We start from the raw sequence: 16,894 nt of genomic DNA, 5'->3' as shown, positions 1-16,894 counted from the left end.
GTTATTTCTCCTGCCAACTGTAGACGTAGTCCGGGGTCTCAACCGCTAGTGCCTCGTCGCTTGCTTGCAAGGCATCGCGGGTATCAAGCATAACCGCAACTTCGTCTGTGAATTTCTTTTTATGCTCACGCCCGGCTTTAAATGCTTTCGGGTGTGGGCCATGAGTAAAGCCTGCCGGATGGAAGGTTACCATACCGCGGTCGATATTATCACGACTGAAAAAGTCACCTTCATGATAGAACAGCACTTCGTCGTAATCGTCATTGTTGTGGTAAAACGGCACCTTCAATGCGCCCGGGTCTGACTCAATGGGACGCGGAACAAAAGTACAGACCACAAAACGATCCGCAACAAACGTGGTGTGCGCCGATGGCGGCAAATGATAACGATGACTCATTAATGGCCGGATATCCCGCCAGTTCAGACGAACCGGAGCTAATTCGCCGTGCCAGCCTATCGCGTCCAGCGGGTTATAAGGATAAGTAATAACCGACACCTGCTGATGACGTTTTACATACACCTGCCACTGTTCTTCACTGTATTGAGCCTGAAACGCCTCATCGATATCCGGCGTATCCAGCACTGCCGGATCAAAAATAGCATGATTACCCACCAGGCCTTTCTCTGGCAGGCTATAAGAGCCATTAGTTGCCTCAATCATCAGCAACTGCATGGTTTCATCGGGTTCTAGCCGCCAGTTAGTAGAGCGGGGAATTAAGAAGTAGTCCCCTTTCACCAGGTGAATGTGCCCGTAGTCACAGTGCAGATGACCACTGCCTTCATGAACAAAGAGCAAGTCATCGCCGTCGGCATTACGCACTAAATAATCCATTTTGCTGTGGCAATGCCACAAGCGAAAACGGCAATTACTATTGTGCAGTAAGTCAGGCGTTAACCAGGGATTTTCCGGAGCTATGGCTTCTAACTTATTAAAGTCAAAAGCCCGTGGACGCAAGGGCCCACGCCACTCCGACCAACCGGTCGGAGCATGCTGATGGTGAAAATGCGTGGCCGGGCCGAAAAAGCCACTACGACCAGCTTCACGTTCATAAATGGCCTGCTCCGGAAAATCAGCGTGAGCTTGTCGAGACGACTTGCCCACCTGTTTCGGAAAGCTGATCCATTTACGCATCGCTTAACACTCCCCGGCGGATCTGGTCTTCTTCAATACTTTCGAATAGCGCTTTGAAGTTACCTTCGCCGAAACCTTCATTGCCTTTACGCTGAATGATTTCAAAGAACACCGGACCGATAACGGTCTGTGTGAATATTTGCAGCAAAATGCCGTCTTTTGTTGGTGCTCCGTCGATTAGGATGCGCTGTTCACGCAGTGCATCTAAATCTTCCTGATGCCCTTCGACACGATCATTGACTTTCTCGTAGTAGGTTTCCGGTGTATCCATGAAGTCCATACCAATGGAACGCAGATCTTTTACGGTTTTATAGATATTGTCACTGGTTAAAGCAATATGCTGAATGCCTTCACCTTTGTACTCTTTTAAGTATTCTTCAATTTGCGATTTGTCATCGTGAGATTCGTTAATTGGAATACGGATTTTACCGCAAGGTGCTGTCATAGCCCGGCTTAACAAGCCTGTCAGTTTGCCTTCAATATCAAAGTAGCGAATTTCACGGAAGTTACCAATGCGCTCATAAAAGCCTGCCCAGGTATCCATGTTGCCGCGGAATACGTTGTGCGTCAGATGATCTATTTCAAACAGGCCAGCGGCGTGCTCGCTCATTTTCGCTTCCCAGTTTTCGTAGAAGTCGAAATGCTGCTTATAAATTTCATGGTTTTCGTAGTTGTCGACAAAATACAACGCACTTTCGCCAATACCAAACACCGCAGGTACACCTTCTACAACGCCTTTATCGGCAGGGAAAGCTTTAGCACCATTTTCAAGTGAGTGCTTCAATGCATGGGCTGCATCTTCCACGCGCCATGCCATACCACAAACACTTGGACCATGGTCTTTCGCAAACTCTTCAGCCTGCCCACCCGGTTCAGCGTTAATAATGAAATTAATGTCGTTCTGTTTGTACAACCAGGCCTGCTTGCTGTTGTGCTTAGCCACTTCAGTGAAACCCAGTTTGTCGAACAAGTCTTTTAAAGCATCAATGCCTTTCTGATCCGGAGCGGTATACTCAACGAACTCAAAACCGTCTGTATTTAACGGATTAATCATTTTATCTGTCATGGTGACTTCCTCTTGTTATTCGGTTGTTAACACCATGACTGTAGCGCTAGTTGTGGAGAAAAGGCGAATAAGAAAGGAAAATAGGAAATTGCTTAAGTTAACGTTTAAACGTAAAGCTTAATGTACAGGCTGAACACTTGCTCTGGATCAAGGTACAGCCTGGTTAACTTGTAAAGCTTTTGTTACAAGGCTACTTTTTTGTCTGTTCTGCTTTACGGGCACGACCGCTGCGTTGCTTACCAATGCCATAATCGCGTAATTTATTAGCCACTGCGGTATGGGAAAGTCCTAAGCGTTTTGCCAATTGACGTGTACTGGGGAAGCTAGGATACAAACGGCGTAATACGTGGCTCTCAAAACGACGTACCGCATCGTCCAGACTCATATCGTCGATATCCAGTGCTAGTTGGTCATCTTCCTGACTCAACTCCGGCAAACGGATATCGGCGGGCTCCAGCGTATAACCTTCTATCATTGAAACCGAACGGAACATGGTATTTTCCAGCTGGCGCACATTACCCGGCCATTGATAACGTTTGAGTCGCTCTTTCGCCGCCCGGCTTAAGTTTACCTGACTGCGCCCGAGTCTCTTACAAGCCTGAATCACAAAATGCTCTGCCAACAATAAAATATCGCTTTTGCGTTCACGCAGCGGCGGGACATTCAGTGCCAGGACGTTAAGCCGATAATATAGGTCTTCGCGAAACTCACCGTTTTCAACAAGTTCATAGAGGTTACCCTGGGCTGTGCAAATGACCCTTACGTCTACACTCACTTCCTGCTCTTCACCTATACGGCGAAACACGCCATCTTCTAAAAAGCGCAGTAATTTTGCCTGCAGGCCAATGGACATTTCACTGACTGAGTCCAGTAACACAGTGCCCCCGGCAGATTGCTCCAGAACCCCGGTTTTACGAGTGCTCTGGCTGCTTATGCTGCCTTCTCCATGACCGAACAGTTCGCTCTCAGCAACATTGTCTGGCAGTGCTGCACAGTTTATGGCCAAAAAGGGTTTATCCTGGCGCTGGCTAGCTAAGTGACAGGCTTTTGCCAACAGCTCTTTACCAACACCCGTTTCACCTTCAATTAACAGCGGCGCGTCAAGTTCAGCCATGCGCTGAGCATCTTTAATCACACGCTTCATCGTACTGTTATCGGTTAAGAGACGTTCAAAGGCTTTTTCATTATCCTCACTCTGCCAGGTTGCAGTTACGGGCTCTGACTTACAAGTCATTACCGCACCGGCAAACGCTGTGCGACCTTCCTCATCATTAACCCAAATAGGCAATAATTGTGCGTAGTATTCAGAATTGCCTATCGTTACAGCTTCGTAAATAGGATCCCGGGGTTGTTTATCCAGCCAGCGCTGTAAAGAGATGCCATGCACGTAATGCATCAACGGCTCACCTTTCAGGTTGTCTTCCTGACCCGCTAACAACCGTAAACCTGCGTCATTGATAATGTCGATATGGCCTTTACTATCTATAGAGAGAACGGGGTCCGGCAAGGTGCTTAGTAATAAGCTAAATTCATAATGCTCGCGTTCAAACGGCATGTAAGGGATGGTTTTTACGTCAATAATATTGGGAATGCGACGAATTTGAGGCATAAGATGCCGAAAGTCATCGAAGGCTAATTCGGGAAAATTGAGGAAGATTTTTCCTTTAGGATCGACTTCAATACCACGTAAATCAATTTCGTGGTCTCGCAAAATTTGCAGAACATCCTGACAAATACCAAGACGGTCATCACACGTTATCTCAAGTCGCATAAACCCAACTGCATTCAACTAAATGTAAAGCAAATAATACACTATTGTTACCGCTGAAAAAACAAAAACCCCGGCCAATAGACCGGGGTTCCATGCCGTTCATCGAAAGACTTACTTAAGCTTCAAGCGCACCGTCAGTTTTTGCCGCCATAATGAAGTCGTTTTTATGTAAACCGTTAATGGAGTGAGTCCACCAAGTAACCGTTACCTTGCCCCACTCAGTGAGCAGTTCAGGATGATGTTTCTCCTCCTCAGCAAGGTCGCCTACGCGGTTCGTGAATGCCAGTGCTTGTTTAAAGTTTTTGAACTTAAACTCACGCTGCAGCATCATGACACCATCATTTGTTACTGGCGTCCACTCGGGGATTTCACGCATCAATTCTTTCAGCTCGTCATCGCTGACTTGTGGCGCGTCTGCATGGCACGCTTCGCAACGTGCATTTTCCAAGTTTGACATATTTTAATACTCCTTTGCCTTAGGCTACATCTTTTGGTGGAAATTTCGGTTCAAACAACCCAAGCTCCATCGCTTCATGAACCAGCGACATGATATCCATATCGGATATCTTAAACAGCTCGTCCACACTCTCTATGGTGTAGTAGATAGGTTGAATAATATCAATTCGGTAGGGTGTACGTAGCGCATCTAAGGCTTTCAGCGGTTTCCGCTCCGGTATATCGCTGTTAACCGCGTATTCAGTTTCCTCCGGTGAGGATAAAATACCGCCGCCATAAATTCGAATGCCTTCTTCGGTTTTTAACAACCCGAACTCTACGGTAAACCAGTACAGACGAGCCAGATAAACCCGTTCTTTCGGTGTGGCCGCCAAACCTAACTTACCGTATTGGTGTGTAAAATGCGCAAACGCCGGGTTCGTTAATAACGGACAATGCCCAAATATTTCGTGAAAAATATCCGGTTCCTGTAAGTAATCGAATTCTTCCCGTGTACGAATAAAGGTCGCTACCGGAAACTGCTTGTTTGCCAGTAAACGGAAAAACTCATCAAATGGAATTAACGCAGGAACCTGAGCGACTTGCCAGCCAGTTTCTCGCTCCAGTACTTCATTAATTTCATGCATTTGTGGCAAGCGATCCTTCGGCAGGTCGAGTAATTCCAGTCCCTTCATATACTCATCGCAAGCTTTTCCGGGTATGCATTCCAGCTGACGCTCTACGAGATCTTTCCAAATCCCGTTTTCCTCGTCGCTCCAGTGAATAATACCGTTTTCATCCGGTTGCCTTGATACGTATTGACTTTGTTTACCCATAATTCAGCCTTGTTGCTTCCTCATTAATGTTTGATCGTTTTTGTTATTATTAGTTCAGATTACGCAGATTGCTGCCATTGCACACGGCAAGCTTCTAACGCTTGTTCAAGATCTGCGATAATATCGTCTGCTGCTTCTAAGCCTACCGCAATTCGAATCAATGTATCCGAAATTCCCGCTTTAAGACGAGCCTCCGGCGTATACGGAGAATGCGTCATTGACGCCGGGTGTTGAATGAGAGTTTCAGCGTCACCCAGGCTCACCGCCAGAGCTATCATTCGCAATTGATTCAGAAAGTAACGTGCTTTCGCTTCATCGCCTTCCAGTTCAAAAGCGATAACCGCCCCGTTACGGCTCATCTGCTTACCCATTAAAGCCTGCGCCTCGTGGTCAGGCGCTCCGGGGTAGTATATCTTCTTAATATCGTTACGCGCGGCCAAAAAATCATAAACCGCATCGGCGTTTTCACAGTGGCGCTGCATGCGCACGTCGAGAGTTTTCAGACCACGCAGTATAAGCCAGGCGTCGTGTGGACTAATGGTGGCGCCCATGTCTTTTAAGGTTGTGCTTTTAATGGTATTGATATCATCGTCACTGCCACAGATAATGCCGGCTACCACATCGCCGTGCCCGTTAAGAAATTTGGTTGCACTATGCACAACAATATCGGCACCATGTCGTTTAGGCTGCTGCATCAGCGGCGTCATAAAGGTATTATCCACCACCAGGCGAATGTCTAAGTCAGCAATGACGGAATGAACTTTTTCGATATCAACCACTTTCAGATGAGGGTTAGCCGGAGTTTCCAGAAAAACTAGCCGGGTATTTTCTCGCAGAGTTTCTTTCAATAAGCCTTCGTTGTTTAAATCAATAAAGTCGGCTTCGACACCAAAGCGCTCAAACAATTCGCTGAACAATGCAAAGCTACAGCCGTATATGGCATCGGATACCACAATATGATCACCGCTGCGCACAAAAGCCATAGTAGCAGCCGCAATAGCGCCCATTCCTGTCGCAGCCGCCGCAGCAGCTTCATAGCCTTCAAGCGATGCCATCCGGCGCTCTAATTCAGCTGTTGTCGGATTACCTAAACGGCTGTAAATGTAGCCTTCTTCCTCACCAGCAAAGCGACGAGTGCCCTGCTCGGCAGAAGAAAACCGAAAAGTCGATGTCTGATAAAGTGGAGCGGTCAACGCCCCATGAGGGTCGTCATGCGCGGCTCCGGCATGAATTACCTGAGTCGCTGGCTGCCATTTATTATTATGTGGTTTTAAATCAGTAGACATGCGTTTTGGCTCGTTTGTCAGAAAATTGTTAACGAGCAACTAGAGTGCAACGAGCTTACCTTAGTTGGCAATCTTTGCGCTGTGTCAAAGCATTAAACAACTGTAACGCTAGTTTTCCACTTCCTGCTCAGATGTTGCTGTAGCCTTTGCCTGACGCGATTTATAAACAAAAGGTAAAACGCTCTTTAGCTGACTTAGTAAGTCTTTTTGCAGTTTTAAATAGCCCGGCTTTTTGACCTTTTCGAACGGCATGGGTCGGCATAATTCAATCACTTGGTAGCCCAGTCTGGCGGTAAGCAAACCGGCTCCTAAACCTTGTCCGGCCCGGGTTGATAAACGCGTTAATAGTTCAGCACTAACCCACTGAGCGCCTAAATCTACCGCGACTTCGCTAAGCCCTGCGTAGACAATATTGGCAAACACCTGGCTACATAAGCGAACTCTGGCCCAGTACCCCAATTTTACGCCGTACAACTGGGCAATACGCGATATCATCCGCTGGTTACGCCACATAACGATAAGCATATCCAACAGAGCGAAGGGGCTCACTGCAACCATAGCAGCGGCTTCTGCCGACCAGCGACTGATAATACGGGTAGCCTGCTGGTCTATACGGTTTAAAACGTCCACTTCAAAGCGTTCACGTTCTTCATCCGCAGACCAGTACGGTTGTTTAATTTGCTGCCAGCGATGTTCTAAATCCGGATGTTGCAGAAGCTGTAACTGTTGCTCCGGTTTGGAATCTTCAGACTGTTTTTTCCAGCGCCGTTTCAACTTTTGCAGCAACCAGATTTCGCGCACCATAAAGCCCAATAGTGCCAACGCAATCACACCAAAACCAACCGCCCATAAACTGCCTAAAAATATATTCTGTTGAAAACGCTCAATAACCATCAATACCGATTCAATAACGGCGGCGGTTAAAGCAACAACTAATCCCAGTGCCAGCCACTTACCCCAGCGACCAGACTTTGCGCCCGCAGTTGCTTGGCCGGAAACTGGTTCGTGTCCGGGTTGCCCGGGCGTATTATCAGTATCAGAAAATTCCACCGCTGGTTCATCCACCGGATAGTAAGTTAATTTGCGCGGATCGCTCATTTGAGTTTATCTCCCAGAACGTATTCAAGTAGCTGGTCCAGCCGGATGTGCGGCAGAGGTGAATTCTGCGCGGTGAAGCCGGGATAAAACTGCGGATAAATATAGCCTTGTTGCCAGTCTGCAGCTGTTGGTATGGCATCAGGTACCTCGGGTGCCCCAACCCGCACAAACTCACGGTTTTCATTAATTCCGTCCAGAACTGTTGTGCCGTTACTTAATTTCTTAATTTGACTGGTAGCAATGCCGGCAACGCTAAATACCTGGTGCGGTATTTGATCAAACTGTAATTCCTGACGCTGCTTCTGCGTCATAACACGCAGTAATTCCGTCAGTTTTTGATGGTCTTGCGGGGCAATACTGTCGGCTTTTGTCGCAACCAGCGCGACTTTATCAATAACCGGCGACATCAACCGCTTAAGCAAACTGTTATTGCCATATGAAAAGCTCTTCATCAGCTCATTTATTGCCAACTGTAATTCCGCAAAATGATGCTCACCATTCTGCAACGCCTGCAGAACATCAACTAGCACAACCTGCCGGTTAAAGTGCTTAAAGTACTTTTGATAAAACGGAGTCACAATATGCTGCTGATAGTAACGGTATTTCTCGCGCAGACGTTTCGCCCAGGCATCGGGTACTGGTTGTGACAACGGCCAGGGGAAAAACTCCAGCGCAGGAGCTCCCTCCAGCTCTCCGGGCAACACCATTCTTCCCGGCTGCAATAGTAGTAATTTTTGCTCCCGGCACTGGCGTAAAAAAGTGCGATAACCCGATGCCAGTTCACGTATCTGCTGCTCAGCTTTATCCTCTGACGCAGCGGTTGCTGCCGTTTCCACCTTAGTCAACCAGCTCTCTGCCAGCTTATGTCGCAGTTCAGCTTTTAGTAAGCTCTGCTGTTGCTGACTCCACTCGTCATAGCTCAATTGCAAAAGAGGTAAATCCAGCAGCCACTCGCCTGGATAATCAATTAAGTCCAGGGTTAAGCGACGGGTATCAAGCACTCGCCCGGCTAACCCTCGATGCGGCTTATATTTTATTTCGACACGTATTTCACTCACATCGCGTGTCGACTGCGGCCACCGGGGCACATCTGTGGTTAAACAGTCTATTGCCCCTTCGTAGTCAAAACGCGAGACTTGCCAGTTACTGCCGGTGTGTAAACGACAGCCATTAAGACGCTGTTGTTGCTTTACTTTAAAATAAGGCAATTGCTGCGTTTCGTTTGCATATAATAGCTGCTCAAGTAAACCGGTGATTAATGCGGTTTTTCCCGCGCCGCTTAACCCCGTTACAGCCAGACGTATATGACGATCAAACCCGCGATGAATAACGTCGCGGGTTTGGTGTTGTAGCTTTTGAAAACGGCTCACAGACGATTAAATTCTCGTTGAAGATTATAGTGATTTGAGGTTACGTACTTTTCCATTGATTGCAACTGTTGCTCCAGTTCATCAAACTCCCGCTTAATATCGCGAAAAGCCTCACGCGGTGGTTCTCCACCCTGCCAGACCTTAGTCTTTACACCAACATTATGGCGCCCGGTATCCGGTAGCTTTTTGTCCAGAATTAACCAACCGGCAATATAGAGCACAAAGAAAGAGCCATTAGTAAAAATAACCCCAGTAACAAAGGCCACTCGTATTAGCCAGGGTTCCAGATTCAGGTAGTCTGCAATACCGGCACAAACCCCAGCAATTTTTCCTCGTTCTGAGTCACGACGCAGTTCTCGTTTGGATTTTCGCTCGCTCATTGTCTGTCCCTCCAGCCCGGAGCGTCAGCATCCAGAATACGTTCCAGTGTCTGTACGCGTTCACGGATGCGTTTTGCCTGATTCGCCAGTAACGCCAAAGACTCCCTTTCTTCCTCGTTCAATCCCTGATTCATTTGTCGTTTACTGCGGTAATGAAGGATGATCCAGATAGGCGCGACTATAATGACAAACAGAATAATCGGCGCCATCAACATCCCTAGTATTGCTTCAATATCCATTTTTTTAAGCCTGTTTTAAGAGTCTTGTTTGGTTTTTGAGCTCATACGAGCACGCAATGCTTCCAGCTCGTCATTCACTTTACTCTCGTTTTCCAGCTCTGCAAATTCGTCACGTAATGTCCGTTTACCCATATCATAAGATTCAACCTGGGCTTCCAAATCATCGATTTTGGCTTCGTAACGATCAAACCGCTGCATAGCGTCATCAACTTTGCCACTATCGACCTGTTGCTTAACCTGCAAGCGGCTACTGGCTGCCTTCTGACGCATCAGAATCGCCTTTTGGCGAGACTTAGCATCAGCCAGTTTTTCCTGAAGTTGGCCAATTTCGTCGTTTAGCTTGTCCAGGTTCTCATTAACGCGATCCATTTCCTGCTGCAACGAGTCAACGCCCTGCTGTGCTTTTTGCTTTTCAATTAGTGCCTGACGCGCTAAATCGTCACGTTCTTTAGTTAACGCCAGTTCAGCCTTGTTTTCCCAGTCCTGAACTTCATTTTCCATCCGCTGCTGCTGACGCTGAATGTCTTTCTTTTCAGCCAACAGGCGCGCTGACGTAGAGCGTACTTCAACTAACGTATCTTCCATTTCCTGAATAATCAGGCGTACCATTTTTTGCGGATCTTCGGCTTTATCCAATAAAGAATTGATATTGGAGTTCACGATATCGCTAAAACGTGAAAAAATACCCATAATAATGACCTCATACTGGTTTAATAAACAACTCGATGATTTATCATTCAAGTATCAGGCCAACTTTTATTTATGCCATAACAATATGTTTTATAAGTGCTTTTTATAATTCATGCTAATTCCCCTCTTGCGAGGGTTCGTAAAATAAACTAATAATTAGCAAAAATAACTATAAGATAAGGCATTCGACATGCGCCCTGAGCGAAAACCCGACAACCTCATCGGACAATCCAACAGCTTTTCCGATGTGCTGGAACAAGTGTCGCAAATTGCTCCTCTCGATAAGCCCGTATTAATTATTGGTGAACGAGGCACCGGTAAAGAGCTTATTGCAGCGCGTTGTCATTACTTGTCCCGACGCTGGCAACAACAGTACATTACCCTCAACTGTGCCGCTCTGAATGAAAACTTACTCGACAGTGAGCTCTTTGGCCATGAAGCCGGCGCTTTCACCGGTGCCGCTAAAAAACACGAAGGTCGTTTTGAACGCGCAGACGGTGGCTCACTATTTCTTGATGAATTAGCCAATACGTCCTTACGGGTTCAGGAAAAGCTGCTGCGGGTTATTGAGTACGGAGAATTTGAACGCGTGGGCGGCCGCCATTCGGTTAAAATTGATACTCGCCTCATTGCCGCCACTAATGAAGACCTTCCGTCGCTTGCTGCCAAAGGTCAATTTCGTTCAGATCTACTGGACCGCCTGGCATTTGATGTCATCACCCTACCGCCATTACGCGAACGCCGCGACGACATCATGCTGCTTGCTGAGCACTTTGCCATTTCTATGGCGCGGGAAATGGAACTGGAGTTATTCAGTGGTTTTTCCGAGAAAGCGCGTAAAACCTTGCTTGAATATCATTGGCCCGGTAACGTACGCGAGCTTAAAAACACGGTAGAGCGCAGTTTATATCGGCTGGGAAATGGTCATGTCCCTATTCACGACATTATCATTGACCCGTTTAACAGTCCGTTCCGGCCCAAAACTCCGGTTACAGAAAAAACGGTAGCGCAAGAGCCGCTGGCTAATGAACAAAGCCATACTGAAAATAATGACGTAATTGATATGCCGAAACTCAACGCCGATCAACCAATAGACTTTAAACAAAAGTCGCAAGAGTATGAAATTGATGTCTTGTCGCAAGCCTTACGTTTATGTCAGTTTAACCAAAAGAAAACAGCTAATTTTCTTGGACTGACTTATCATCAGTTACGAGGTTACTTAAAAAAGTATCAGTTATTGGAAGGGGCTTCTGCAGCTAATGATTAAAGCGTACGCGAATGTGGCTGTTATTGCAGCAGCGTTTCTCTCAGGCTGTCAGTCTGAGGAACCAGAGCCTGCTCCTCTGGCCAACGGCATTATTTACTGTTCAGAAGGCAACCCCGCTTCTTTTAATCCTCAGCTTGTTACCTCAGGCACTACCGTTGATGCAACCGCGGCTCAACTCTACGACCGGTTAATTGATTACGATGCTGAGCAACAAGAATTTGTACCTGCACTTGCGAAGCGCTGGGAAACTTTGGATAACGGCACTCGTTACCGGTTTCATTTGCGCGAAGGCGTAAAATTTCATACAACCAACTACTTTCAGCCCAGCCGGGAACTAACCGCTGAAGACGTTCAATTCAGCTTTAACCGGTGGCTGAATGAAACCAGCCTTTATCATCAGGTTGGAGGGAGCTATCCCTTTTTCAGAGCCACAGGGCTGGATCAGTTGATCAATAAAGTTGTCAAAATTGATAAAATGACGGTCGATATCGTGCTGAATAATGCCGACAGTTCGTTTTTAGCAAACCTTGCCACAGACTTCGCCGTTATTTTATCCGCTGAGTACGCCCAACAACTTTTGACTGAAGACCGACCCGGACAAATTGATGCTTTACCCATAGGAACCGGCCCCTACCGTTTCGAGAGTTATCGCAAGGATGTGTTAATACGTTACTCCCGACATCCGGGGTATTGGCGGGAAGGCCCCGGAATTGAGCATCTGGTGTATTCTATTACCCCTAACGCAAACAAGCGTATGCTTAAGCTGGTTACCGGTGAATGTGACATTATTCCTTACCCGCTGGTAAGTGAGTTGCAGGCACTCAACAGAGAGCAATTAATTGTCACCGACGAGGTGAGTCCAAATGTCTCTTTCTGGGCATTTAATACTAAGAAAAAACCTTTTGATGACCCTCTTGTTCGTCAGGCTCTGAGTCACGCTATTAACCGCGAAGCGATTATTCAGACTATCTATTCCGGTAATGCTGAGCTGGCACAATCAATATTGCCTCCAACATCCTGGGCTTATGATGACCGTGGCATTCAGCATCAGTATGACCCGGAAAAAGCCAAACGTTTATTGGAAGAAGCCGGTCATTCAAATTTGAATATTAACATCTGGGCCATGCCGGTACAGCGCGTCTACAATCCTAACGCCCGCAGAATGGCGGAACTGATGCAGTCAGACTTAGCTCAAATTGGTGTCTCAGCAAGCATTGTTTCTTATGAATGGAACACCTTTCGCCGGCGCCTTTCTCGTGGCGAACACGATACCGTGCTCATTGGTTGGTATGCCGACAATGCTGACCCTGATAACTTCTTCAGACCACTGTTGAGCTGTGCTGCCGTAGCGACCGGTGGCAACCGGGCTAACTGGTGCCACACGGGTTTTGACCAGTTGCTTTACAGCGCCATTGCAACCACGGTTCCGGAAGAACGTAAAGCTCTGTATCAGTCAGCTCAGCACTTACTGAACCAGCAACAACCTTTATTGCCTATTGCCCACTCAAAACGCTTTCAGGCACAGCAGAAAAACATCAGTGGCGTGGAACTTCCTCCATACGGAGGTATTAACTTTCGCCTGGCCACTAAAGATACTGCGGAGGAAGAATCACAATGACCCGCTATCTTATAGGCCGTTTAAGCGTTTTTATTATTGCTGTATTTTTACTAACGGTGTTTAGTTTTAGCCTCAATTACTTGTTTCCGGGCGATCCAATAACCAATATGAGCGGCATCCGGCCGTTCCAGAGCAGCTATCCTCTCATGGTTGAACTGCGTGGCGGTGACCAGAACCTGGCTATTCAATACATGCGTTACCTGCAGCACTTATTTGCCGGCGACTGGGGGTTATCACTGAGTAATGGTACACCGGTATTTGCCGATGGTATTCAACACTTTATGGCCTCAATGGAGCTCATTCTTCTGGCCTTACTGGTTGCCGTTGTTTTTGGTTTACCATTGGGTGTATTTGCTGCCTCCCGCTTTCGTCAGCGTTCCGACCAAACCGTAATAAGCCTGGCTATGGTTGGTTACTCTATCCCGGTTTTCTGGTTAGCTCAGTTACTGATACTACTGTTTGCGATAAAACTCGGTTGGTTCCCTATTACCGGCCAGATAAACCCTTTATATGGCGTCGAACCACAAACCGGTTCAATTCTCATCGATGTATTTTTAAGTCGCTCGGAATATAAAGCCGCGGCGCTTCAGGACGCTTTAAATCATATTGTTCTGCCGGTGATCATACTGGCTATCATGCCAATGATGCTGTTACTGCGCTTAATGCGAAATGCAACTCAGGAAATGCTGCAAAAGCCGTTCGTAAAAGCTGCTCGTGCCCGCGGGTTAAGTGAATTTAGAGTATTGGTAAAACACGCGATTCCAAATGCAGTGCAATCAGTGCTGCAACAAACCACTCTCATCTTCAGTTTACTATTAACCAACAGTATTGTGGTTGAATCCATTTTTAACTGGCCGGGAATGGGCAATTGGCTTATCCGTAGTATTTTTGAACGTGACTACCCTATTATTCAGGCAGCTGTATTAATGTTCGCTTTCGTTATTTTGTTCTTTAACCTACTGGTCGAGCTATACCATGGCTGGCGATTCCCAATAGTGAGGCACGAACAATATGCCACACGTTAATCTGTATCATCACGATGAAACCCCATCGCCACTTAAGCTAGTCTGGAAGAGCTTCCGCTCAAGGTTTCTCTCCATGGCAGCCTTGTATGTTCTGCTGGCAATGATATTGGTCGTATTGCTGTCCCCCTTGCTCGCACCCTTTAATACGTCAGCCCAATTCTCTGATGCCATTGCACTTCCCCCTTCATGGGTTGAAAGCGGCAATATGAATTATTTATTTGGCACCGACGATTTAGGTCGGGACATGCTATCGCGACTATTAATTGGTGGGTTATACAGTCTGGGACTACCGATACTTATGGTTGCAGTATCCTCACTAATTGGCATGAGCATAGGGGCTCTTGCTGGGATTGACCGAACGATAAAATACCAAAGCTTATCGCGGCTTTTTGATACTTTGCTGTCCATACCTTCCTTCTTGATGGCACTTATCATTATTGCGATTCTCGGTACCGGTTTTAATAACGTAGCCTTTGCTATAACGCTTTCGTTAATTCCGCAGTTTATCTTCGTTACCCGTAATGCGGTGCACGAAGAGTGGCATAAAGATTACGTTACCGCGTCGCGACTCAATGGTTGCTCCAAAGCCTACTTGCTTTACCGGGTGATATTACCTAACGTGACCCCCACATTGGTCATGCAGCTTACGGTATCGCTTTCCGTTGCTATTATGGATATTGCGGCTCTCAGCTTTCTTGGGCTGGGTATTCAGGCACCAACTCCTGAATGGGGCAGCATGCTGGCACGCAGTCTGGACGAGGTTTATTTATCGCCCTGGTCCATGGTGCTACCGGGCGTAACGTTGTTTATTACCATTATGGCTATTAACATTGTCGGAGACAGCCTGCGGCGTGCTTTAAAAGAAAGGGTTAACAGCTAATGCAGTTACTCGATATACGCAACCTGACAGTAGAAATGCAAACAGCGCACGGCATCGTCCGGGTACTTGATAAAGTTAATCTGCAGCTTACTGAGGGAGAAATTCACAGTATTGTGGGCGAATCCGGGTCGGGGAAAAGTTTGCTGGCAAAAGCCATTATGGGCTTTATAAACCCCAACTGGCAGGTTACCGCTGACAGGCTTTGGTGGAACGGTCAGGATTTACTGGCAATGACGCCTAAACAGCGCCGGAAAATTACCGGGCGCGATATGGCTATGATTTTTCAGGATCCTAATGCGTACCTGGACCCTAACAGCACCGTCGAGCAGCAAATTGTAGAGGCCATTCCACAAGGGGACGTCCGCGGTACATTCATGCGTCGACGGGTTGACCGTAAAACCCGGGTTAAAAGACTGCTTCATCGAGTGGGTATTCGCGACCACGAGTCTATAATGGAAAGCTACCCTTTTGAATTGTCTCAGGGCATAGCGCAGAAAGTGAGTATTGCTATAGCCATTGCTCACCGTCCCAGACTCCTTATTGCCGACGAGCCAACTACTGCAATGGAGCCTTCAACCCGTCTACAGATCCATCGTTTGCTGGCACGGCTGGCCGTTAGCCAAAAAATGTCTGTTGTATTAATTTCGCAGGATGTTGGCTCCATTTTACCTGAGACTAAACGCTTAACCCTGCTTTATTGCGGACAGTTAATGGAAACCGGGCCCGCCCACAACATTTTATCTGAACCAGCGCACCCTTACACCGATTCGATGCTCCGTATGTCGTTGCAAACGCAGCAAGAGTTGCCTCACAAGGCGCGTTTACCGACCCTGCCCGGCTCTATACCAACATTGCGGCATATGCCGATCGGTTGCCGTTTGGGTCCCCGATGTCCTTACGCTCAAAAAACCTGCGTTAAAGCACCACGGGCTACTCATCACGGGCAGCGTGTGTATCATTGCCATTTTCCGTTACTGGATAGCAGCTCATGAGTCACTTACTGGAAGTCCAAAACCTAGGCAAAACCTACCGCTCCCGAAAAGGCTGGCCATGGACTCCTAAATCGGTAGCAATAGAACCTTTGTCCTTCACCCTTGAAGCCGGAGAAATATTGGCTGTAATGGGCGAGACAGGTTCCGGTAAGTCGACCCTGGCACAAATTATTGGTGGTGTAGATACCGCAACCAGTGGCGACATTCTGCTTAATGGTCAGAAGCTCCATAGCAATAACTTTCCGCAGCTATGCAACAACATTCGAATGATATTTCAGGACAGTGAAAATTCCCTGAATGCGCATCTCAACATAGGTAAACAACTGGAGGAACCTCTGTTATTTAATACCCAGTTAACGGCTGCCGAGCGCCAGGAACGGGTCAATTTGACTTTGCAACGCGTTGGCATGCTACGCGAACACTGGGAGTTTTACCCTCATATGCTGTCCAGTGGGCAAAAGCAACGAGTCTGTATTGCGCGTGCCATTATTCTGGAGCCGCAGATTGTTGTCGCTGACGAGGCTCTGGTCGCACTTGACCCATCAATTAGAGCTCAAATCATCAACCTAATGCTTGATCTACAGAAAGATATGGGCATTTCTTATATTTTAGTGACACATTCGCCACAAATCGTAAAACATATTGCCGATAAGATCTTAATTTTATATCGTGGTAAAATGATCGCGTTTGATAAAACAGACATAGTACTAAAAGACACGCAGCAAACTTACGTTCAACAATTGCTGCACGAACATTTAAAACATAACATTCAATATAACAGCGACAGAAGCGCTAAGATCGCTGACTAA

The 16,894-nt window shown here is 47.0% G+C and carries 17 protein-coding genes; 6 read left to right on the top strand and 11 right to left on the bottom strand.

Going from position 1 to position 16,894, the window contains the following annotated elements; all coding sequences use genetic code 11:
* Position 1 precedes the first annotated feature (1 nt).
* The 11 genes from Q5L94_RS01750 to pspA form a co-directional block, all read right to left on the bottom strand.
* Positions 2-1,132 (bottom strand): homogentisate 1,2-dioxygenase, encoded by a 1,131-nt coding sequence (locus Q5L94_RS01750; protein WP_317496775.1) that lies wholly within the window; start codon positions 1,130-1,132, stop codon positions 2-4.
* Entirely contained in the window at positions 1,125-2,198 is a 1,074-nt protein-coding gene (hppD, locus tag Q5L94_RS01745; RefSeq protein ID WP_317496774.1) for a 4-hydroxyphenylpyruvate dioxygenase, read from the bottom strand. Before hppD ends, Q5L94_RS01750 begins: the two co-directional genes overlap by 8 nt.
* A 190-nt stretch (positions 2,199-2,388) precedes the next feature.
* Positions 2,389-3,969, bottom strand: coding sequence for a transcriptional regulator TyrR (gene tyrR / locus Q5L94_RS01740; protein ID WP_317496773.1), 1,581 nt, complete (start codon positions 3,967-3,969; stop codon positions 2,389-2,391).
* Positions 3,970-4,084: 115 nt separating this feature from the next.
* Entirely contained in the window at positions 4,085-4,426 is a 342-nt protein-coding gene (locus Q5L94_RS01735; RefSeq protein ID WP_317496772.1) for a 4a-hydroxytetrahydrobiopterin dehydratase, read from the bottom strand.
* Between the two features lie 19 nt (positions 4,427-4,445).
* Complete coding sequence (phhA, locus tag Q5L94_RS01730) at positions 4,446-5,240, bottom strand: phenylalanine 4-monooxygenase (protein ID WP_317496771.1); 795 nt, start codon at positions 5,238-5,240, stop codon at positions 4,446-4,448.
* Between the two features lie 59 nt (positions 5,241-5,299).
* Positions 5,300-6,526 (bottom strand): trans-sulfuration enzyme family protein, encoded by a 1,227-nt coding sequence (locus Q5L94_RS01725; protein ID WP_317496770.1) that lies wholly within the window; start codon positions 6,524-6,526, stop codon positions 5,300-5,302.
* 108 nt (positions 6,527-6,634) lie between these two features.
* On the bottom strand, positions 6,635-7,624 hold the full coding sequence (locus Q5L94_RS01720; RefSeq protein WP_317496769.1) for a TIGR01620 family protein: 990 nt from the start codon (positions 7,622-7,624) through the stop codon (positions 6,635-6,637).
* Positions 7,621-8,994 (bottom strand): YcjX family protein, encoded by a 1,374-nt coding sequence (locus tag Q5L94_RS01715; RefSeq protein WP_317496768.1) that lies wholly within the window; start codon positions 8,992-8,994, stop codon positions 7,621-7,623. Before Q5L94_RS01715 ends, Q5L94_RS01720 begins: the two co-directional genes overlap by 4 nt.
* Positions 8,991-9,374: an envelope stress response membrane protein PspC gene (gene pspC, locus Q5L94_RS01710; RefSeq protein WP_317496767.1), complete on the bottom strand. Its 384-nt coding sequence runs from the start codon at positions 9,372-9,374 to the stop codon at positions 8,991-8,993. The genes Q5L94_RS01715 and pspC overlap by 4 nt, the downstream gene beginning before the upstream one ends.
* Complete coding sequence (gene pspB, locus Q5L94_RS01705) at positions 9,371-9,613, bottom strand: envelope stress response membrane protein PspB (protein WP_011233982.1); 243 nt, start codon at positions 9,611-9,613, stop codon at positions 9,371-9,373. Before pspB ends, pspC begins: the two co-directional genes overlap by 4 nt.
* A 15-nt stretch (positions 9,614-9,628) precedes the next feature.
* Complete coding sequence (gene pspA, locus Q5L94_RS01700) at positions 9,629-10,303, bottom strand: phage shock protein PspA (protein WP_011233983.1); 675 nt, start codon at positions 10,301-10,303, stop codon at positions 9,629-9,631.
* Between the two features lie 190 nt (positions 10,304-10,493).
* Here pspA and pspF point away from each other — a divergent pair, with 190 nt between their 5' ends.
* From pspF to Q5L94_RS01670, 6 genes are read left to right on the top strand one after another with little or no spacing between them, the layout of a single operon-like run.
* Positions 10,494-11,570, top strand: coding sequence for a phage shock protein operon transcriptional activator (pspF, locus tag Q5L94_RS01695; RefSeq protein ID WP_317496766.1), 1,077 nt, complete (start codon positions 10,494-10,496; stop codon positions 11,568-11,570).
* Entirely contained in the window at positions 11,563-13,188 is a 1,626-nt protein-coding gene (locus Q5L94_RS01690; protein WP_317496765.1) for an ABC transporter substrate-binding protein, read from the top strand. Before pspF ends, Q5L94_RS01690 begins: the two co-directional genes overlap by 8 nt.
* Complete coding sequence (locus Q5L94_RS01685; protein ID WP_317496764.1) at positions 13,185-14,213, top strand: ABC transporter permease; 1,029 nt, start codon at positions 13,185-13,187, stop codon at positions 14,211-14,213. The genes Q5L94_RS01690 and Q5L94_RS01685 overlap by 4 nt, the downstream gene beginning before the upstream one ends.
* Complete coding sequence (locus Q5L94_RS01680; RefSeq protein ID WP_034820655.1) at positions 14,200-15,093, top strand: ABC transporter permease subunit; 894 nt, start codon at positions 14,200-14,202, stop codon at positions 15,091-15,093. The genes Q5L94_RS01685 and Q5L94_RS01680 overlap by 14 nt, the downstream gene beginning before the upstream one ends.
* Positions 15,093-16,085, top strand: a complete 993-nt coding sequence (locus Q5L94_RS01675; RefSeq protein WP_317496763.1) for an oligopeptide/dipeptide ABC transporter ATP-binding protein — start codon at positions 15,093-15,095, stop codon at positions 16,083-16,085. Before Q5L94_RS01680 ends, Q5L94_RS01675 begins: the two co-directional genes overlap by 1 nt.
* Positions 16,082-16,894: an ATP-binding cassette domain-containing protein gene (locus Q5L94_RS01670; RefSeq protein ID WP_317496762.1), complete on the top strand. Its 813-nt coding sequence runs from the start codon at positions 16,082-16,084 to the stop codon at positions 16,892-16,894. Before Q5L94_RS01675 ends, Q5L94_RS01670 begins: the two co-directional genes overlap by 4 nt.

Source organism: Idiomarina sp. Sol25 (assembly GCF_033052775.1).
Lineage (GTDB): Bacteria > Pseudomonadota > Gammaproteobacteria > Enterobacterales > Alteromonadaceae > Idiomarina.
The sequence above is the reverse complement of the archived record's forward strand: the minus strand, read 5'-3'. Positions and strand labels throughout refer to the sequence as shown.

Bases quoted from the DNA above. Each gene is read 5' to 3' on its own strand.
- Q5L94_RS01750 (WP_317496775.1), bottom strand. From the start codon at position 1,132: ATGCGTAAATGGATCAGCTTTCCGAAACAGGTGGGCAAGTCGTCTCGA.
- hppD (WP_317496774.1), bottom strand. From the start codon at position 2,198: ATGACAGATAAAATGATTAATCCGTTAAATACAGACGGTTTTGAGTTC.
- tyrR (WP_317496773.1), bottom strand. From the start codon at position 3,969: ATGCGACTTGAGATAACGTGTGATGACCGTCTTGGTATTTGTCAGGAT.
- Q5L94_RS01735 (WP_317496772.1), bottom strand. From the start codon at position 4,426: ATGTCAAACTTGGAAAATGCACGTTGCGAAGCGTGCCATGCAGACGCG.
- phhA (WP_317496771.1), bottom strand. From the start codon at position 5,240: ATGGGTAAACAAAGTCAATACGTATCAAGGCAACCGGATGAAAACGGT.
- Q5L94_RS01725 (WP_317496770.1), bottom strand. From the start codon at position 6,526: ATGTCTACTGATTTAAAACCACATAATAATAAATGGCAGCCAGCGACT.
- Q5L94_RS01720 (WP_317496769.1), bottom strand. From the start codon at position 7,624: ATGAGCGATCCGCGCAAATTAACTTACTATCCGGTGGATGAACCAGCG.
- pspC (WP_317496767.1), bottom strand. From the start codon at position 9,374: ATGAGCGAGCGAAAATCCAAACGAGAACTGCGTCGTGACTCAGAACGA.
- pspB (WP_011233982.1), bottom strand. From the start codon at position 9,613: ATGGATATTGAAGCAATACTAGGGATGTTGATGGCGCCGATTATTCTG.
- pspA (WP_011233983.1), bottom strand. From the start codon at position 10,303: ATGGGTATTTTTTCACGTTTTAGCGATATCGTGAACTCCAATATCAAT.
- pspF (WP_317496766.1), top strand. From the start codon at position 10,494: ATGCGCCCTGAGCGAAAACCCGACAACCTCATCGGACAATCCAACAGC.
- Q5L94_RS01690 (WP_317496765.1), top strand. From the start codon at position 11,563: ATGATTAAAGCGTACGCGAATGTGGCTGTTATTGCAGCAGCGTTTCTC.
- Q5L94_RS01685 (WP_317496764.1), top strand. From the start codon at position 13,185: ATGACCCGCTATCTTATAGGCCGTTTAAGCGTTTTTATTATTGCTGTA.
- Q5L94_RS01680 (WP_034820655.1), top strand. From the start codon at position 14,200: ATGCCACACGTTAATCTGTATCATCACGATGAAACCCCATCGCCACTT.
- Q5L94_RS01675 (WP_317496763.1), top strand. From the start codon at position 15,093: ATGCAGTTACTCGATATACGCAACCTGACAGTAGAAATGCAAACAGCG.
- Q5L94_RS01670 (WP_317496762.1), top strand. From the start codon at position 16,082: ATGAGTCACTTACTGGAAGTCCAAAACCTAGGCAAAACCTACCGCTCC.